General features: G+C 57.4%; 19 protein-coding genes and 1 tRNA gene. 11 read left to right on the forward strand and 9 right to left on the reverse strand.

What is annotated here, in order from left to right:
- The first annotated feature begins 372 nt into the window (after window positions 1-372).
- The 4 genes from SynPROSU1_RS06610 to SynPROSU1_RS06625 all read left to right on the forward strand — a co-directional run bounded on the left by SynPROSU1_RS06610 (window position 373) and on the right by SynPROSU1_RS06625 (window position 2431).
- Window positions 373-915 (forward strand): TIGR00730 family Rossman fold protein, encoded by a 543-nt coding sequence (locus SynPROSU1_RS06610; protein ID WP_186572077.1) that lies wholly within the window; start codon window positions 373-375, stop codon window positions 913-915.
- The gene (locus SynPROSU1_RS06615) at window positions 915-1610 is read left to right on the forward strand and encodes an SDR family NAD(P)-dependent oxidoreductase (RefSeq protein WP_186572078.1); all 696 of its coding nucleotides are present in this window, start codon (window positions 915-917) and stop codon (window positions 1608-1610) included. The genes SynPROSU1_RS06610 and SynPROSU1_RS06615 overlap by 1 nt, the downstream gene beginning before the upstream one ends.
- A gap of 69 nt (window positions 1611-1679) precedes the next feature.
- A complete protein-coding gene (locus SynPROSU1_RS06620) occupies window positions 1680-1967 on the forward strand; it encodes a hypothetical protein (protein WP_186572287.1) in 288 nt (95 codons plus the stop codon).
- Window positions 1964-2431, forward strand: a complete 468-nt coding sequence (locus tag SynPROSU1_RS06625) for a diadenosine tetraphosphate hydrolase (RefSeq protein ID WP_186572079.1) — start codon at window positions 1964-1966, stop codon at window positions 2429-2431. Before SynPROSU1_RS06620 ends, SynPROSU1_RS06625 begins: the two co-directional genes overlap by 4 nt.
- Here SynPROSU1_RS06625 and SynPROSU1_RS06630 read toward each other — a convergent pair.
- Window positions 2415-2831 carry a hypothetical protein gene (locus SynPROSU1_RS06630; protein ID WP_186572080.1) on the reverse strand — a complete coding sequence of 139 codons (417 nt, stop codon included), beginning with the start codon at window positions 2829-2831 and terminating at the stop codon, window positions 2415-2417. The genes SynPROSU1_RS06625 and SynPROSU1_RS06630 overlap by 17 nt on opposite strands.
- Before the next feature lie 2 nt (window positions 2832-2833).
- Complete coding sequence (locus SynPROSU1_RS06635; protein WP_186572081.1) at window positions 2834-3070, reverse strand: hypothetical protein; 237 nt, start codon at window positions 3068-3070, stop codon at window positions 2834-2836.
- Window positions 3071-3503: 433 nt separating this feature from the next.
- Here SynPROSU1_RS06635 and SynPROSU1_RS06640 point away from each other — a divergent pair, with 433 nt between their 5' ends.
- Window positions 3504-3731 (forward strand): hypothetical protein, encoded by a 228-nt coding sequence (locus tag SynPROSU1_RS06640; RefSeq protein WP_186572082.1) that lies wholly within the window; start codon window positions 3504-3506, stop codon window positions 3729-3731.
- A 286-nt stretch (window positions 3732-4017) separates the two neighbouring features.
- Here the strand turns inward: SynPROSU1_RS06640 and SynPROSU1_RS13950 are convergent, their stop codons facing one another.
- The 4 genes from SynPROSU1_RS13950 to nrdJ form a co-directional block, all read right to left on the reverse strand.
- The gene (locus SynPROSU1_RS13950) at window positions 4018-4149 is read right to left on the reverse strand and encodes a hypothetical protein (RefSeq protein WP_255444858.1); all 132 of its coding nucleotides are present in this window, start codon (window positions 4147-4149) and stop codon (window positions 4018-4020) included.
- A gap of 534 nt (window positions 4150-4683) precedes the next feature.
- Entirely contained in the window at window positions 4684-4848 is a 165-nt protein-coding gene (locus tag SynPROSU1_RS06645) for a hypothetical protein (protein ID WP_186572443.1), read from the reverse strand.
- A 1012-nt stretch (window positions 4849-5860) separates the two neighbouring features.
- Window positions 5861-5947: transfer RNA gene (locus tag SynPROSU1_RS06650), tRNA-Ser, on the reverse strand.
- Between the two features lie 58 nt (window positions 5948-6005).
- Window positions 6006-8336 carry a ribonucleoside-triphosphate reductase, adenosylcobalamin-dependent gene (nrdJ, locus tag SynPROSU1_RS06655; protein ID WP_186572083.1) on the reverse strand — a complete coding sequence of 777 codons (2331 nt, stop codon included), beginning with the start codon at window positions 8334-8336 and terminating at the stop codon, window positions 6006-6008.
- Window positions 8337-8455: 119 nt separating this feature from the next.
- Between nrdJ and SynPROSU1_RS06660 the strand changes: the two genes are divergently transcribed.
- The 4 genes from SynPROSU1_RS06660 (at window position 8456) to SynPROSU1_RS06675 (ending at window position 11832) form a co-directional block, all read left to right on the forward strand.
- Window positions 8456-9136, forward strand: a complete 681-nt coding sequence (locus SynPROSU1_RS06660; protein ID WP_186572084.1) for a trans-aconitate 2-methyltransferase — start codon at window positions 8456-8458, stop codon at window positions 9134-9136.
- Window positions 9137-9142: 6 nt separating this feature from the next.
- Window positions 9143-10789, forward strand: coding sequence for a peptide chain release factor 3 (locus tag SynPROSU1_RS06665; RefSeq protein ID WP_186572085.1), 1647 nt, complete (start codon window positions 9143-9145; stop codon window positions 10787-10789).
- Window positions 10790-10873: 84 nt separating this feature from the next.
- Window positions 10874-11095 carry a hypothetical protein gene (locus SynPROSU1_RS06670; protein ID WP_186572086.1) on the forward strand — a complete coding sequence of 74 codons (222 nt, stop codon included), beginning with the start codon at window positions 10874-10876 and terminating at the stop codon, window positions 11093-11095.
- Window positions 11096-11136: 41 nt separating this feature from the next.
- The gene (locus SynPROSU1_RS06675; RefSeq protein WP_186572087.1) at window positions 11137-11832 is read left to right on the forward strand and encodes a CPP1-like family protein; all 696 of its coding nucleotides are present in this window, start codon (window positions 11137-11139) and stop codon (window positions 11830-11832) included.
- A gap of 3 nt (window positions 11833-11835) precedes the next feature.
- Here the strand turns inward: SynPROSU1_RS06675 and hslO are convergent, their stop codons facing one another.
- Window positions 11836-12753 carry an Hsp33 family molecular chaperone HslO gene (gene hslO / locus SynPROSU1_RS06680; RefSeq protein ID WP_186572088.1) on the reverse strand — a complete coding sequence of 306 codons (918 nt, stop codon included), beginning with the start codon at window positions 12751-12753 and terminating at the stop codon, window positions 11836-11838.
- A gap of 14 nt (window positions 12754-12767) precedes the next feature.
- Window positions 12768-13406, reverse strand: coding sequence for an ABC transporter ATP-binding protein (locus tag SynPROSU1_RS06685; protein WP_186572089.1), 639 nt, complete (start codon window positions 13404-13406; stop codon window positions 12768-12770).
- Window positions 13407-13447: 41 nt separating this feature from the next.
- Between SynPROSU1_RS06685 and SynPROSU1_RS06690 the strand changes: the two genes are divergently transcribed.
- Window positions 13448-13897: a DUF3531 family protein gene (locus SynPROSU1_RS06690; protein WP_186572090.1), complete on the forward strand. Its 450-nt coding sequence runs from the start codon at window positions 13448-13450 to the stop codon at window positions 13895-13897.
- Window positions 13890-14633 carry a 16S rRNA (uracil(1498)-N(3))-methyltransferase gene (locus SynPROSU1_RS06695; RefSeq protein ID WP_186572091.1) on the forward strand — a complete coding sequence of 248 codons (744 nt, stop codon included), beginning with the start codon at window positions 13890-13892 and terminating at the stop codon, window positions 14631-14633. The genes SynPROSU1_RS06690 and SynPROSU1_RS06695 overlap by 8 nt, the downstream gene beginning before the upstream one ends.
- Here the strand turns inward: SynPROSU1_RS06695 and SynPROSU1_RS06700 are convergent.
- Window positions 14623-15081, reverse strand: a complete 459-nt coding sequence (locus tag SynPROSU1_RS06700) for a hypothetical protein (RefSeq protein WP_186572092.1) — start codon at window positions 15079-15081, stop codon at window positions 14623-14625. The genes SynPROSU1_RS06695 and SynPROSU1_RS06700 overlap by 11 nt on opposite strands.
- Between the last annotated feature and the right edge of the window lie 65 nt (window positions 15082-15146).

Below are 15146 nucleotides of genomic sequence, written 5' to 3' on the forward strand. Positions count from 1 at the left end.
TTGGTTGATGATTATTTCATCCGTTTGATCTATTCCTGAAGGGCTGGTCTTCGTTCTCCCTTTCTGAATTCCTCATGGCGTTGTTCTTTAATTCCTGGATTCTGTTTGGTGTTCTGAAACCATTGGCTGAGGATGGTTTAGATCTTATTCAAGGGACGCTTGTAAGTCGTTGCTTGATACGAACAAGACCCCGAAACTATTTTCCGCAGGTTGCCGCTTCAGCGCCGCGTCGGACGCTATGAGTGAGCTTGTGTTGGGTTGCGCGCCATCCCACAGGGACTCTCCCAAGTCGCTGCTGGTCATGGCCCCTCAGCATTCTCTTGCCCGCTGTACCTTGTTGATTCGACTGAATGCTTGGGTGGTCCTTCAGCCGTGAAGAGCATCGCTGTCTATTGCGGCTCCCGTTGTGGCAATTCCGGCTTGTTCATGGCTGCTGCCCATGAGTTGGGGGCATTGCTCGCGTCTCAGGGAATCTCTCTGATTTATGGCGGCGCTCGGATTGGCTTGATGGGGGCTGTTGCAGATGCTGCTCTTGCTTCTGGTGGTGAGGTGATTGGTGTGATCCCTGATCCATTGGTCCTCGATGAAGTCGTGCACACGGGTTTGACGCGTCTGGATGTCGTTGGCTCGATGCACGAGCGCAAGGCACGGATGTTGGACCTGGCCGATGGGGTCATTGCTATGCCCGGTGGTCTTGGAACACTCGAAGAGTTGTTTGAGGCGCTGACCTGGGCACAGCTTCGCTTTCATGCCAAACCCATCGGCATGCTCAATGTGAACGGCTACTTCGACAGCTTGCTGAGGTTTCTGGATGACAGTGTCTCGTCAGGTTTCATTTCGGAGCTGAATCGCTCTCTCCTGGTGGATGCTTCAACGTCGGAGTCTCTGCTCAATCGACTCGTCAATCAGTCCTGATGCAACGTACGGTTTTGCTTACCGGAGCCAGTCGTGGCATCGGTCGTTCCATTGCGGAGCGACTACTCAATGATGGTCATCGTCTCAGCCTCGGATTGCGAAACCCAGATGCACTCTTGGGTACAGATCTTGATATCGACCGTGTCGCTGTTCACTCTTATGACGCCAAGGATCCGGGGAGCGCTCAGGAATGGGTTGATGCCACTGTCACCCAGTGGGGCCAGATCGACACTCTGATCCACTGTGCTGGGATTTTGCATCGCACACCACTGCTTTTTTCCGATGGAGAAGAGCACGACCTTGATGAACTTTGGTCGGTCAATGTGATGGGCCCCTGGTGGCTGACTCGGGCGACCTGGCCCAGTTTGGTCTCCAGTGGCCGTGGCCGAATTCAGGTTTTGGTGTCGATGAGTGGTAAGCGGGTCAAGGGCAGGATGGCGGGCTATCCCGTCAGCAAATTTGCCTTGATGGGCCTCTGCCAGAGCATCCGCAATGAAGGGTGGGAGGAGGGGATTCGTGTGACCGCAATTTGCCCGAGTTGGGTTAACACCGAGATGGCTGGTGCGGTGACGGCGGTGAAGGCTGCCGAGATGACGCAACCCGACGACCTTGCGACGCTCTCCAGCACTCTGCTGACGCTACCGGCAGCTTCCGTTCCTTTCGAGTTGGCGATGAATTGTTCCCTGGAAACCTGAATCTTCTGGTGGCGACGCTGTCGTGCCGTTGTCACGTCGCTATGGATGTCTCAGCGTCTGTTCACCTTGATGTGTCTCTTGGCGGCGATTGGCCTGCTTGCACCACGCCTCGTTCTGGTCTTGATGTGGTTCGTCAACAGCAGCTTTGTTCTGCAGCCATTTAGCGGCACCAGTGTTCCCAACCCAGTGCTCCCTGTTCTTGGCTTGCTGTTTTTACCCACAACAACCCTGGGCTATTGCTGGGCTGTGGCGTCGTTTGGAGGGGTGTCTTCATTCAGCGGACTTTTGGTTGTCTTGATCGGACTGATCATTGATTTCGGTTTGATTGGCAACGGTCGCGGTGTTGTGCGCCGTTGAGCAACTTGTTTGTGGAAAACTGCGCCATCTGTCGACTGCATGCCGACCCCGTCGCCCGAGAGCGTTTCGAGATTCAACGATCTGGCTTCTGGTTGTTGCGCCACCACCCCGATCCAGCACCCCTCCCCGGCTGGCTTCTGTTGGATTCCCTGCGCCACTGTGCGGGGCCCGTGGATTTTTCTGAGGAAGAAGCCGCCGATTGGGGCCGTGCTGTAAGGGATGCAAGCCATCTCGTGAAGCAGATCACCGGATGTCAGCGCGTCTATGCCATCGCGTTTGGAGAGGGAGCCCAGCACCTTCACCTGCATCTCATCCCGCGACACCTTGACGATGCAGCATCCAAAGCCTGGGCGGTTGCTGATCTGTATCGGGCGATGGATTCAAATGATGACGTTGCGGCCGACCCGGCAGTGGTGGCGTCTGTGGTTCAACGCTGTCGCTCCTGGATCAGCGATCACAGTTGAAGCGTTTGCGCATGTTGGTTGAATTGACGCGTTGTTTCAAGCTCCCAAGCGGCCAGCCAAGGTGTCTGAGGTGACTCAGGGTGTTGGTTGAAGCGCTGAAGCAGTTCTCGCTGTAGCTGCTTTTGATCCCAATTTCCTTGAGGGTGAGTAGCAGCAACCGCTGCTCTCGACGGGTTCCACGACGGCTGGCGAGAACCACAAAATCGCAGTGGCTGAGCTGTTCAGAGATCGCCTCGATGTTGTCGCAATAGCCAAGGTTCAATGTTTGATCAATGGCGCGATAGGCGGTGTAGATCCGTCCTGCGGGATTGTCTTGAAGGGTTTGGACCCTTTCGCTCAGAGCAATAACGGCTTCCATGACTGGCGCCTGGAGAGCTTGTTCCATCTGATCAATCAGCATGATCAAAGCCCCCCCACGGCCAAGCGTTCATCACAGGCGCCTTCGTAAGCACGGATGGCTGCGTTGGGAATGGAGCCATTGCTCTTGAGTTGGCGCACCGAGAGCTCCACGCACTGGAGCACAACGCTGGTGAGTTCTCGGCCCTCGCACAGCGCCCAGCTCCGAAGCAGGACGTGAAGGCTTGGAGGAACGGAGACCGTGAGCTTGACCTGGGTTTCGCGGGTGGAAGTTTTGATCATGTCCCAGGGTATGCCCAAGCGTCTCAAGAGTACCTCATGAGTTGCTGACGAGCAACTTGCGGGTATCTCAGGAGTTGATTTCGAGACGCTTGGTCGCTGTTCGAGCTGTGTTGTGGATCTTTGGAAGCGGCCTGCTCTGCGAGCTTGGTTGAAGCCTGTTTGTTCGGCGAATTGGTTTTCCTTCGATGCAAATTGTTGATGCGCTGCAGTTAACCAAACCGTTTGTTTGTACTTGTGATGGGCTGGCGATCCATCCCTGGTAGCGGTCTGAACCGCATGCGGGGACGTGCTCGCTCAGCGAGTTGGGTCGCCAGGCTCACTAGAAATCAAGGAATGAGTTTTGGTCATGCAACTTGAAGAGGTGTTGACCAGCTGACGTCGTGGTTTTACCAAGCTCCGAAGACCCAAAATCAGCCGAATTCATCTGCCTTCAATGTCGGCCGCCACACGCTTGATCAAAAAATTAGATAATTCTCTGGCCAGTTACGACAGTTTTGGAGACAACCCCAGCGCTCTCACGGAAGAGATCTTGGCCAAGCTTGAAAAGCACTTGGACAAACTGCGGTCCAAGTCGAATCCTGAGCTGATGTCCGAGATCTATGTGGAGCGAGACCGTGCTCTGCTGAAGCAGGAAATCCTGAACCGCGTGATGGCCGGTTGAGTTGTTTGACAAGCAGTCTGAACTTCAGGAGCTGTGGTTTGTCTGGAGTCATCGGTTGGTGAGCTGAAGGATCTTCTTGATGTTCATCTTTCCAAATCGGCCACTTCTTCACTGTGACTTCGATGTGCGGGAGTGCGTTGCCCCACGTACTCCCCAGCGACTGAGGTCGATGGCTCCCAGCAGATGCTTTGAAGGAAGGAGATACAGATCAGGATCAGATGGATCACAAGGCATGTGTACGTCCACAGCCAAAGGAACTGGATCTTGACCAGGCCGACCCATTGGCTCAGCCCATCTGGGGCATGCACGCCGTCTCCACGATCGGTCGGCCGGCCCCAAAAGGCAATGAGCACGACAGCTGATTGCCGGGCGTTCCGTCACTGACGAGAGTGTGTTCATCGAGATCGGAGGAGCCCATGACGGCCGACACTCCACCTGAGCACATCCCAGAAGCAGCCTGACTTTTTTGGCCCCTGCTCCAACTTTTCAACCCAACCGTGAGCACTTCGTCTGTGACGACACTGATGTGCGTCTGATCAGTCGACACTCCTCTGCACCGTGATTAGGTGCCCCGTAGGAGCTCTGCTTCACACCTGGTCCCAATGGCCCCAGGGTTGCCACAAGCCAGACGCTTCGACCTTTTTCTTTCAGTTCACTGTTCTTCGATAAAGCATTTCGCTTCACGGATACAGCTTCACTGATTAGGTCGACCGCAATGCATAAACGAGCGAGCTAGGCCGTCTCTCCACCGGGAGGGGCGGCCTTCCTCTTTGGCAAGGATTTAGGCATTAAGCCTTAGCCATCGGCCAGAGAAAAAACAGCAGACTCATACGACCCACAGAGGCCGCATGAAAGGACTTCACACGAACGTTGCCTATTTCGGTGGCACCGTCGCCATTGCAGTCCTCGTCATGGCTTTCGTCGTCAAAGCAACCGCATAAGAGGGCCTGGCTCAACTCTCCTGCGGTGTTGTGAGATCTTTTGGATTTCGCTCCACTGCTTCGTTGCTGCGCTGGAGCTCTTGCTCACAGTCCCCCTCAGCAGCATCGAGATGCTGGCGACCCTCGTTCATCATCTCGGTGTATGTGAGTGCCCTGGGCATTTTGTCGTCAGCCATCAGCTTTGCACCAAAGCAAGCACGTTCAGCTGGAGGTTGGTCAGCAGCTGGTGGATTGCCAACTCCTTGCACCCCTTGCCCACGCTCACCGACTGAATGAATGGCATGAACGGCTTGCTTGAGGATTCCATTTTCGCCTTGGGGCGTTTGTCCAGCAATCTCATGCCACCCCAAGTTGACCAAAACTCTCAGTGATCCCTCAGAGCAACATCGCAGGCCGCACTTATGACAGAGAGGCGAAAAACACCAAGGCCCAGGCGATCGCTCAACGTCTGGGTTTTTTATTGCGACGCCAACCTCGGGCTATACAGAAACCACTGCAATCGCCATGTTTTTGTGGATGTTGAGAAAGTGCTTGCCAAGGCACGTCAGTTTTGCTCAATCCGTCCCATCATCGAACGGCTGGGTTGCTAAGTGGACCCGGAAGCCGGGCAGAGCGATGCCCGACGAGAGCTGTGATTTGACCTGGGCATCGCATCGGGTCAAGTCCGTTCTTCCTTAAGAAATTCGGTGGTGTTGTCAAAAGAACCTTCGTGTCGATCAAGGTGCGATCGTGGTCGAATCGCTCCGGTGGTGCATCACCGTCGGCCACAAACAATTCACTGTCAGCCCATCTGTTCAGTTCGGATTCTGGGGATGTTGATTGGGCTTTAGATGCAGTAGCACTGTGATGAACCGTGCAAGCGATTGATTGGCTGCAAACGACGTCAGGGCAAACCGATATTCCGCAGCACTGAGACGGGATCACTCAGCACAACAAACCACTGGATCCACAGGACTCTGCTGAATGACCCCAATGGTGCTGTTGCCCATCTGTGGTTCTGCTAACCGGTGTGCGTGGCGTGCTTGTCACGATCTCCCCTCATCGCGAGGTCCGTCTGAGCAGGCGTGATGAGCGAACAATTGGTTTCGCCAGTCTTGGGCCGACTCACCGCTTCCTTTCAGAGGGCCTGGAATGACTTCCAGGCAATAAAAAACCCAGTCAATGACTGGGCTTAGGTACTTTAGGAAGCGGAGAGGGTCGGATTCGAACCGACGGTGGGCTTGCACCCACGCTGGTTTTCAAGACCAGAGCCATAAACCACTCGACCACCTCTCCAGAGGGTGTCAGGCGCCCCTTAGGACACCTGACAACTGTATCGGGACGTGATCGGATGTCAGCTCTCTGGCTTGGCCAGAGGCAGCAGACATTTGTCGGAATCACAGCCGGCGGGGCCTGCCTCAGTCAGCTCACCTTGGTCGTAACGCTGGAGCGCTTCGAAGAAATCACTGCTGACGCGACGCTTCACCACTGCGGCTTGCATGTCTTCATAGGTGGCCAAATCAATGGGCTCGAAGGGAAGACGGGGGAAGGTTGCGTTGGCGTCAAATCTTGCCAGCAGTGCCGCGGAGATGTAGCCCTCACCGTTTTCCATCGCTTGATGGAGAGCATTCGCCAGTGGCTCGATTTCGTGCTCGCGGAATTCGATCGTGGCTGAGGTGTTGTGGGCGGTGTAATGCCGCTGCACCTGCATATAGAAATCGAATTGAGCCATGGCACTGAAGCCGTTGATGTCGACGGCGTCGGCTCCAGGCAGGTTCGCCCAGCTCACCTCGGTGGGGATCTCCACCAACCATTCGGTGCAGCGTGGGTCAAATGGATCATCCAGAAGACGGCCGTCGTCGTCCTTGTCGGACTGGGACGGCACCACGGTGTAGCCGTAGTCCATGCAAGCCATGGCCACTGGATCATTCTTGCGGAACGTGATCCGACGGATGAAGCGCTGAGCTTTCGGGGGATGCCAGCCAGGGGCTGCTCCGGTGAGCAGGCTCTTGGTCCCAGCAGGTTGAACGGTGGTACAGCGGTTGGGGCGTCGCAGCCCCTGACGGTCGCAGTAGTCCCAGACGGTTTGATTGACGATCTCCTTCCAGCGGCTCAGGTATGCGGTTTCCTGCTCCTTGAAACGAAGACCTTCCTCAGTTTCCGGTCGTCCTGCTTCCCACCAACGCAACCATTCAGTTCCGAAGGCATGCACGAAGAAGTCGAACAGACCTGTGAAGCTGACGCCCACGATCGGATCCCACTCGCGGCTCTGGCGATAACGCTCAACCTCAAAGCGATGGTTGAGAAGACAGGCCACGGATAAGGCTGCAGCGCGGAAGGCGTCGGCCTGACCTTCTTCATCGCTTGGGTCAATCTGGTTGAGATGCACCTCGGCGAGGTTGCAGTGGAAGTCGGTACCCAGGATCTCTCCACACGGATTCAGTCCGTAACGACTGAGCCGATGCTCCAGTTCCTTTGTTCCGATGGGGCCGTGGTTGTCGGCCAACCATCGACCAGCTTCCTCACGACCTTGGTCGCAATAAATTTCGATGAATTCGCTGCGCAGCTCTGGGGTGATGAGCAGATCGGCGTTGGAACGCGCGATGGCCTCGGGGGCGAACTGGATGGCGCCTTCACCAGAGTGGAACTGCTTGGTTACAGCAGCGTGCACCACGTCCTTGCTCGGACGGGTGTGATACACGCGGGTGTGGTTGGCCATCCGGAGCGCGTCACGCTCGGGATCAATCCGCCAGTTTCCGTCCTTGTCCTGTTGCCAGAGGTTGTCCTTGGATGAGGCAGCGGCCTGGTCATCGGCGGCGAACTGGCGCATGCCAGCACTCCGACGGATATTTCCGGCAACGATGGTGACAGCGGCTTCGTCAATAAGCAGACAGCACTCAACTGACGTCAGGCGACGGCCCTGGGCCTTGTTCAGCAGTCGGGCGACACGCCCGTAGAGATCCTTCAGCTTCACGGGATTGGCCATGCCGCCGAAGCCCTTCAGGGTTTCACCGACGGGGCGGACATCGTTGAGGTCCACCACAACCTGAACCGGTCCGCCGTTGAAGCGTTCATCGCTGCTGAGCTCAAGCATCAGCTGGTAGCTGTCAACCCAGCCCCGGCGGGTGTCCCCCACCTTGATGGTCACCGTGTTGCCATCGATGCTGTGGGTGCATTCGTCTTGACGCTCGGCCGTCGGAGTGATGCCGATGTCACTAACGCTGAGGACTTCAAGGGTGTTGCGCACCACAGGAAGCCTGTCGATCAAGTGAGGCTCAATGATGGCGCCGGTGCCGCAGCCCATCATCGCCAGGTCCATCATCAGACCGAAGGCCTGCCAGTCCACAAGATTGGTGGAGGTGCAGTTGTAGGAGCCGGAGAAGTTCTCGGATTGTTCAATCCAGCGGGTTCCACCAATCCACAGCCAGCGGCCTGAAGGAAGGGCTTTCTTTTCGGCCTGCATTCGTGCCAGCAGGGCAACTTCTTCGGTGTTGAGGTTGCCCAGCTGACGGAGACCTTCCAGGTTTCTTTGGCCAACCTGGCTCCAGCTTTCACGGCCGTCTGGGGTCTTACGGCTGTAGGTGCGATAAAAAACCGGGTTGGCAGCTGGAGCCGTTGCGGGGAAGTCGCCGAACGCGGCGACGGCTCCAGCAGAGGCCTCCACACGGTTTGGAGTGAGAGTCACGTGCGGTGCTGGGGGGATAGGACAAGTTCCAAAACACTAACGCCACAGATGGTGGGAGCAAGGTCTCTTCACCACCATCAACAGTGTCCCGTTCAAACTGGCCTGGAAATGGGCAGCAAATGATGCAGCGGCGGCTAGAGCCTGAGTTGATGACCGGTGTTGATCAGGTGCAGGCCTATGCAGCCGCTGACTTCAATTCAGGCGATCAAGCCACTGTGCGTGGGGTCCAGAGGCTCATTGCCCGCACATCAGCACTGCCACCTGACCCATTGGTGGTGGATCTGGGATGTGGACCGGGCAACATCACCCTGCGACTCGCCGAACTGTTTCCCCAGGCTCGGATCGTCGGCATCGACGGTGCAGAAGCAATGCTCTCCCTTGCCCGCCAACGAGCCCAGCTCCAAGAGCTGGAGATTTCGTTCCTCTGTCAGACCCTTCAGGATGTTCTTCACGGCTCTTTGGCCCGACAGGCTGATTTGATCATCAGCAACAGCCTTCTGCATCACCTGCATCAACCCGATCTTCTATGGATGGTGACCCAACACCTGGCGGCTCCGGGTTGTCGGGCCTTTCATCGGGATCTGCGCCGTCCAGCATCTGTAGCTGAGCTCCAAGATCTTCTGATCAAGCATCTGCCGTCGGCTCCGGAGGTGCTGCAGCACGACTTCGCTGCTTCCTTGGCAGCAGCCTTCGAACCCCAGGAGGTCATCGCGGAGCTCCGCAAGGTTGGGCTCAACGGGTTGACGGTGGTGGAGGAGGACGACCGTTATCTGGTGGTGTCAGGCTTGGTGGAGTCCTGAAATCCGATGACCGGCAGTCAAGCGACCACCGATGGCGATCTGGCCGAGGTTCTGGCCTCGGCAGTCGATCGCCGTCGCAACTTTGCAATCATTTCCCACCCCGATGCGGGAAAAACAACACTCACTGAGAAGCTTCTTCTCTACGGCGGTGCGATTCAGCAGGCTGGTGCGGTGAAGGCGCGCGGTGAACAGCGCAAGGTCACCTCCGACTGGATGGAACTGGAGAAGCAACGCGGGATTTCAATCACATCAACGGTGCTGCAGTTCGATTACGACGCCACCACCATCAATCTCCTGGACACCCCAGGTCACCAGGATTTTTCGGAAGACACCTATCGCACGTTGGCTGCAGCGGATAACGCTGTGATGCTTGAGGACGCCGCCAAAGGTCTGGAGCCTCAGACCCGGAAGCTGTTCGAGGTCTGCCGCATGCGCCAGATTCCGATCTTCACTTTCATCAACAAGATGGATCGACCGGGGCGTGAACCGCTCTCCCTGCTCGATGAAATCGAGTCAGAACTCGATTTGACACCCTGGGCTGTCAACTGGCCCATCGGCAGCGGAGAGCAGTTTCGCGGTGTGATCGACCGTCGCAGTAAGGACGTGGTTCTGTTCAGCCGAGCTGAGCGTGGCAAGCAGGCCAGCGAGCAACGCCTTTCCCTGGATGACCCAGCCCTGCGCGATCTCGTGGAAGAGGAGCTTCTGGATCTGGCCGTTGAAGAAATGGAATTGCTGGAAGCGGCAGGAGCCGAACTGGACCTTGAGATGGTGCACGCCGGTGAGCTCACACCTGTGTTCTTCGGCTCCGCCATGACCAACTTCGGGGTTCGCCCTTTCCTCGATGCATTTTTGGAAATGGCGCAACGGCCGATCGCCCGATCCAGCAGCGACGGACTCGTTGATCCGCTGCGGGAGGGGTTCAGCGGCTTCGTGTTCAAACTCCAGGCCAACATGGATCCCAGGCATCGGGACCGTGTGGCCTTCGTCCGGGTCTGCAGCGGACGTTTTGAAAAGGACATGACGGTCAAACATGCCCGTACAGGCAAAGCCATCCGTCTTTCGCGTCCCCAAAAGCTGTTCGGTCAGGAGCGAGCTGTTGTGGAAGACGCTTATCCCGGAGATGTGATCGGCCTGAACAACCCCGGCATGTTTTCCATTGGCGACACGCTCTATGTGGGCGCGAAAGTGGAATACGAGGGCATTCCATGTTTCAGTCCAGAAATTTTCAGTTGGCTGCGGAACCCGAATCCCTCGGCATTCAAAAATTTCCGTAAAGGGGTGAATGAGCTGCGGGAAGAGGGGGCTGTGCAGATCCTTTACGACACCGATGAAAGCAAGCGGGATCCGATTTTGGCTGCTGTTGGACAACTCCAACTCGAGGTTGTTCAGCACCGGCTCGAAAATGAATATGGGGTGGAAACTCGTCTGGAGCCAATGGGTTTCCAGGTCGCCCGTTGGATCAACGGTGGATGGCCCGAACTCGACAAGGTGGGTCGGATCTTCAATTGCAAAACCGTTCGCGATGCCTGGAATCGCCCCGTTTTGCTTTTCAAGAATGAGTGGAATCTCAACCAGCTCAGGGAGGATCATCCCGACCTCGAACTCAGCAGCGTTGCCCCGGTGGTGAGTGGAGTGGAGCCGATCAGTCTTTGACAGGGGCTGTTTTGCCTGGGGTGGAACACCTCATCCACACCCGCGCGTCCCAATCGCCAGAATCGTGCTGCGACATCAACTCCCGTGGGTACGTTTTGGCTGCTGAGGAACAATGCTGACGGTGGCACCGAATACGTGTGTTTTCGTGGCGATGATGAATCAGTGGAGATGCTTGAGGGGTACCACTTCCCTCCACAGATGCCGCTGATCAAGCGTCGTTCCTGGATGAACCGTGTTGAAGCCCTCAGCTGCCGCAGCCGACTGGAACGAAGCGAGGGTTTTCGTCACGGTGCACCACTCTTCTGAACAAGCCCCGATACGCTCATCGGAAGAACCGGACCGACGCAATGGCAGCCCTTGGTGAATCTGGTCCTGACGCAAGTTCGGATGATCCATTCGCTCGCCTCGGCTTGAGCCGTGATGCGAGTTTTGATCAGGTCCAAGCGGCCAAAGTTCGCTGTCTGGCCGAAGCCTCCGGAGATGATCAGGCCAGGTCAAAGATTGAAGCGGCTTACGACGCCGTGCTGATGGCCCGTCTTCGCGATCGCCAGCAGGGTCAGGTCAGCGCTGCAGCAGCGACAGCATCGGAGCGGGAGGCGTCCGCAGGATCTGTGCCCTCGCTGCCTGCACAGGCTCCGATGACCAATGTCTTCGCGAACCTTCGCAACAGGTTGCCCGATCCCAGCCAATCCCTCTCCGGCCTGAAGCCCGATTGGGCACTTGTGGAGGGCCAGGGACGTTCGGTTCGAATCATTGCCGGGATCATCGGCGTTGCTTTGCTTGCGATCTCACCCGCCAGCATTCAGCTTGTTCTCGCGCTGGCCACGATCGGTGTGTTTCTCAGCCAAATTCGCCGCGGTCGTCGTCCTCTTGCCTCCCTGGGCTGGACGTTGCTGGTGCTCAGCATCGGCTTAGCGGCAGGTTCACTCTTGAATCTGGCGCTGTCCCCCACTGCTTTCGACCAGCTCGCACTCAGTCCTCTTCAGATTCAGGCCCTGCCTGCTGGCCTGTCGCTCTGGGCTGCAGCACTTTTTCTGGCCTAATGCTCAAGCAGCTGCCGGCAGCACATCAATCAGCTCCTGCAGTTCCGCAGCGCTGACGTCATACCGGTTGTTGCAGAAGTGACAGGTCAGTTCTGCACCCCCATCTCTGTCACGCATATCGGTGAGTTCATCTCTGCCGAGCAGGAGCAACGCTGCTTTGCTGCGTTCTCGACTGCAGGGACAGAAGAAACGAAGCTCCTGAGTTGCCTCGGTATCGTCGAGAGGTTTGGGATCAAGGTCTGGGAAGACGTCCCGCAGGAGATCTTCAAGCCGGTCGCCACTGTCGGCGAGTCGCTGACTGAATCCAGAAATCTCGCGGCAACGCTGTTCGATTAATTCCACCAGGGCCGGCTCTTCTGCTGCTTTGGGCAGAATCTGCACCAAGAGGCCCCCGCTGGCATGGATGCCTTGGGTGTTCACTTTTTCTCCCACAAACACAGCCGAAGGGGTTTGCTCGGAGTGCAGCAGATAGGACGCAACATCCTCTCCAATCCCTCCACTGACCAGCTCAACGGTGCTGTTGAAGGGTTCCCCTTTGCCGTCGTCCCGCATGACGTGGAGGTAGCCAGTACCAACGGCCTCCTTGAAGTTGAAGCTGAAATGGCCTGCCTTGTCTTGAATGGGGTCGAGTTCCAGAGCTGGCTCTCCGACGTAGCCGCGAACGGTTCCATTGCGACCGGCATCGACCATCAACCCTTTGATCGGCCCGTCCGAGCCAAGACGAAGATTCACCCGCCCATGGCGGACCTTCATCGAACTGGCCAGCATCAGTCCAGCAGCCATCGCACGTCCGAGCATTACGGTCGTCAGGAAGGACAGTCCATGGCGCTCCTTTGCCTCCCGCACGATGTTGGTTGTTGAGACCGCGACCAGCCGGATTCCGCCTGCAGCGGCTGTTGCGCGTACCAGCCGGTCGGCCATGTCCTCTCGGAATCTCAGGGCAATGTAGTCATCGACTCGAGCCGACCGCCCTGCAACCGCAGTCGCTGGCAGTCCCAGTCTTGGAAGAGTTCGGGTTCATGGGTCACCACGATCAGAACTTGGTCACGGGCCAGGCTGGCGAGTAGATCGAGCACGTCGCGCCGGACTGACCAGTCCAATCCTGCTGTGGGTTCATCCAGCAGCAAAACTTCAGCCCCACGGAGGATTTGAACGGCAAGGGCCAGACGCCGTTGTTGACCACCGCTCAGTCGTTCCGGTGCTGTGGTGGTCGCGATTCGGCTGAGACCGACACGTGCAAGCACGCTCTGCTCACGCTCATGACCGAGCCGGCGATGCCCCAAACGCAGTTCCTGGGCCACGCTCAGACCAAGAAAATGACGTTCTGGGAATTGGAAAACGATGCCGCACAGCCAGCGCAGTTGCCGGCGGCTCATCTTGCTCCCGTTCCAGCGGATGCTCCCGGATGTTGCTGAGGCAAGTCCGCTGATGATCTCCAGCAATGACGTCTTGCCCGATCCACTGGCGCCAGCGATCAGAAGTGGCCGTCCCTGTTGCGTCTGAAAACAAACACCATCGAGGACGCGGGCACCCGCCGTTGCGGGTGAATAGCTGATTCCGGAGAGCTCGAGCATGCGATCAGCTTGAACGATGATGCAGGTGTCGCGATGGCCCCATGGACATTCGTTTTCGTGAAGTGGATCCCTTCAATTGCTGGTTGTGGATCCGATTTTCGGAACCACCCAGTCAGGGGGAGCAAAATTACGTTGATGGTGTGTTCGACAGCTGGTATGTGATCGGACGTTTGGGGGGCTTCAATGCTGAGAACATGCAGGTTCATGACGCCGGTTCCGATCTGAGTTGGATGGCCTACGACAACGACGGGGCTGAGTCGGCGATGCCAGCCCTGATGCACAACATGGGCCAGCTGGAATATCAGCGGGATTGGGGCCGTTGCTGGGTGGATCTCGGGACCTCAGATGGTGTCGCCATTGACGTGCTGATCAATGCTCTGCGCCAGTTGGATTCCGACGTGGTTCAGATCGAGGAGCTGGTCGTCGGCGGGGTGAATGAAAATTGGCCCGTCGAGGAGCATCCCGACAGCGTTTTCCCTGTTGGTGGCTGAACACCGACGCTTGCTCCTGACGCCGGAACGTCTGACACCGGAACGTCTGATCGAGGGTGCTGTCTTACTGAACAAAGAGGAGCAGCACTACCTCCGGCGGGTGTTGCGTTTGCGGTGCGGTGGACGGGTGGATGTCACCGATGGTTGCGGTCGCCTCTTGGTCGGCACCCTCATGGAAACCAATCTGCTTGAGGTTGACCCAACTCCGCAGCAGATCGCGCCGTCGCCTTCACCCCAGCTTGGCTTGGCCGTTGCCCTGATGCGGAGGGGGATGGATGACGTGGTCCGGATGGCCTGCGAGCTTGGCATTGATCGCATTCAGCCACTCCGTTGCGAGCGTTGTGCTCCCCAGGCTGAACATCGACCGGAGCGTTGGGCTGTCATCGTCCGTGAAGCTGTGGAGCAGTGCGAGAGGTTGTGGATGCCGCAGCTCCTTGATGTGGCGGAGTTATCCCGATGGATGGGTGATGGCGAGGGGCAGCGACTGGTGGGAGTGACGCGCGAAAGCTCATCTCCGATGTTGCACCAATGGTTGTCGCAACAGGGCAAGGCAAATCAGATCACCTGGTTGGTGATCGGTCCGGAAGGAGGTTGGACCGCAGCAGAGCAACGTTTGTTTTCTCAAGAAAGGGCTCAGCCCATTCAGATGGGGGCAACGATCCTCCGCAGTTCCACCGCAGCGGTTGCGGGTGTGGTGGAACTGGTGCGTTGGCGGGATGGTCTGATCAGCTCTTGAACAGATCCTGAGCAATGCCTCGGAACGATTTCATCGAGGCTCCAGGACGACGGCTGCGTTGGCGCAATCCGCCACCTGGGGCGAGGTTGCTGGGAGCGAAGGTTGTGTAAGTAACGGCAGGACGTGATGCGTCCGCTGCGGCGAGTTCCGCTGCGATGGCGTCCGCAGTGGTCATCCCAGAGGAGGACTGAGGACGGTCTTCACCCTTGGGTTCAGCAACAGCCTTGGGAGCAGGAGCAGCCTTGGGAGCAGGAGCAGCCTTGGGAGCAGGAGCAGGAGCAGGAGCAGTGGCTGTGGGCTTGGGAGCCTCCAGCGTGGTGGTGGCTACCGAGGACTCAGGTGTTGCTTGCTTCTCCTGGGAAGCCTCTTTCTGAGGCACCTCAAGGGTGGCCGGATCGGCGGCGTCATCCAGGGTGAGGAAAAAGCCCTTGTTTCTGTTGAACACCATCCGGTCGACCAGAGAACGAACGAACCCGATTCTCCCTCTGCCAAGCCCGAAGGCAGGAGATGCTT

This window comes from Synechococcus sp. PROS-U-1 (genome assembly GCF_014279755.1).
GTDB lineage: Bacteria > Cyanobacteriota > Cyanobacteriia > PCC-6307 > Cyanobiaceae > Parasynechococcus.

Excerpts from the sequence above, each read along its gene's own strand:
- SynPROSU1_RS06630 (WP_186572080.1), bottom strand. The coding sequence starts at position 2,831 with ATGCTGATTGATCAGATGGAACAAGCTCTCCAGGCGCCAGTCATGGAA.
- SynPROSU1_RS06665 (WP_186572085.1), top strand. The coding sequence starts at position 9,143 with ATGACCGGCAGTCAAGCGACCACCGATGGCGATCTGGCCGAGGTTCTG.
- SynPROSU1_RS06700 (WP_186572092.1), bottom strand. The coding sequence starts at position 15,081 with ATGGTGTTCAACAGAAACAAGGGCTTTTTCCTCACCCTGGATGACGCC.
- SynPROSU1_RS06615 (WP_186572078.1), top strand. The coding sequence starts at position 915 with ATGCAACGTACGGTTTTGCTTACCGGAGCCAGTCGTGGCATCGGTCGT.
- SynPROSU1_RS06635 (WP_186572081.1), bottom strand. The coding sequence starts at position 3,070 with ATGATCAAAACTTCCACCCGCGAAACCCAGGTCAAGCTCACGGTCTCC.
- SynPROSU1_RS06690 (WP_186572090.1), top strand. The coding sequence starts at position 13,448 with ATGGACATTCGTTTTCGTGAAGTGGATCCCTTCAATTGCTGGTTGTGG.
- SynPROSU1_RS13950 (WP_255444858.1), bottom strand. The coding sequence starts at position 4,149 with ATGGGCTCCTCCGATCTCGATGAACACACTCTCGTCAGTGACGGAACG.
- SynPROSU1_RS06660 (WP_186572084.1), top strand. The coding sequence starts at position 8,456 with ATGATGCAGCGGCGGCTAGAGCCTGAGTTGATGACCGGTGTTGATCAG.
- SynPROSU1_RS06675 (WP_186572087.1), top strand. The coding sequence starts at position 11,137 with ATGGCAGCCCTTGGTGAATCTGGTCCTGACGCAAGTTCGGATGATCCA.
- SynPROSU1_RS06645 (WP_186572443.1), bottom strand. The coding sequence starts at position 4,848 with ATGGCTGACGACAAAATGCCCAGGGCACTCACATACACCGAGATGATG.
- SynPROSU1_RS06640 (WP_186572082.1), top strand. The coding sequence starts at position 3,504 with ATGTCGGCCGCCACACGCTTGATCAAAAAATTAGATAATTCTCTGGCC.
- SynPROSU1_RS06620 (WP_186572287.1), top strand. The coding sequence starts at position 1,680 with ATGTGTCTCTTGGCGGCGATTGGCCTGCTTGCACCACGCCTCGTTCTG.
- hslO (WP_186572088.1), bottom strand. The coding sequence starts at position 12,753 with ATGGCCGACCGGCTGGTACGCGCAACAGCCGCTGCAGGCGGAATCCGG.
- SynPROSU1_RS06685 (WP_186572089.1), bottom strand. The coding sequence starts at position 13,406 with ATGCTCGAGCTCTCCGGAATCAGCTATTCACCCGCAACGGCGGGTGCC.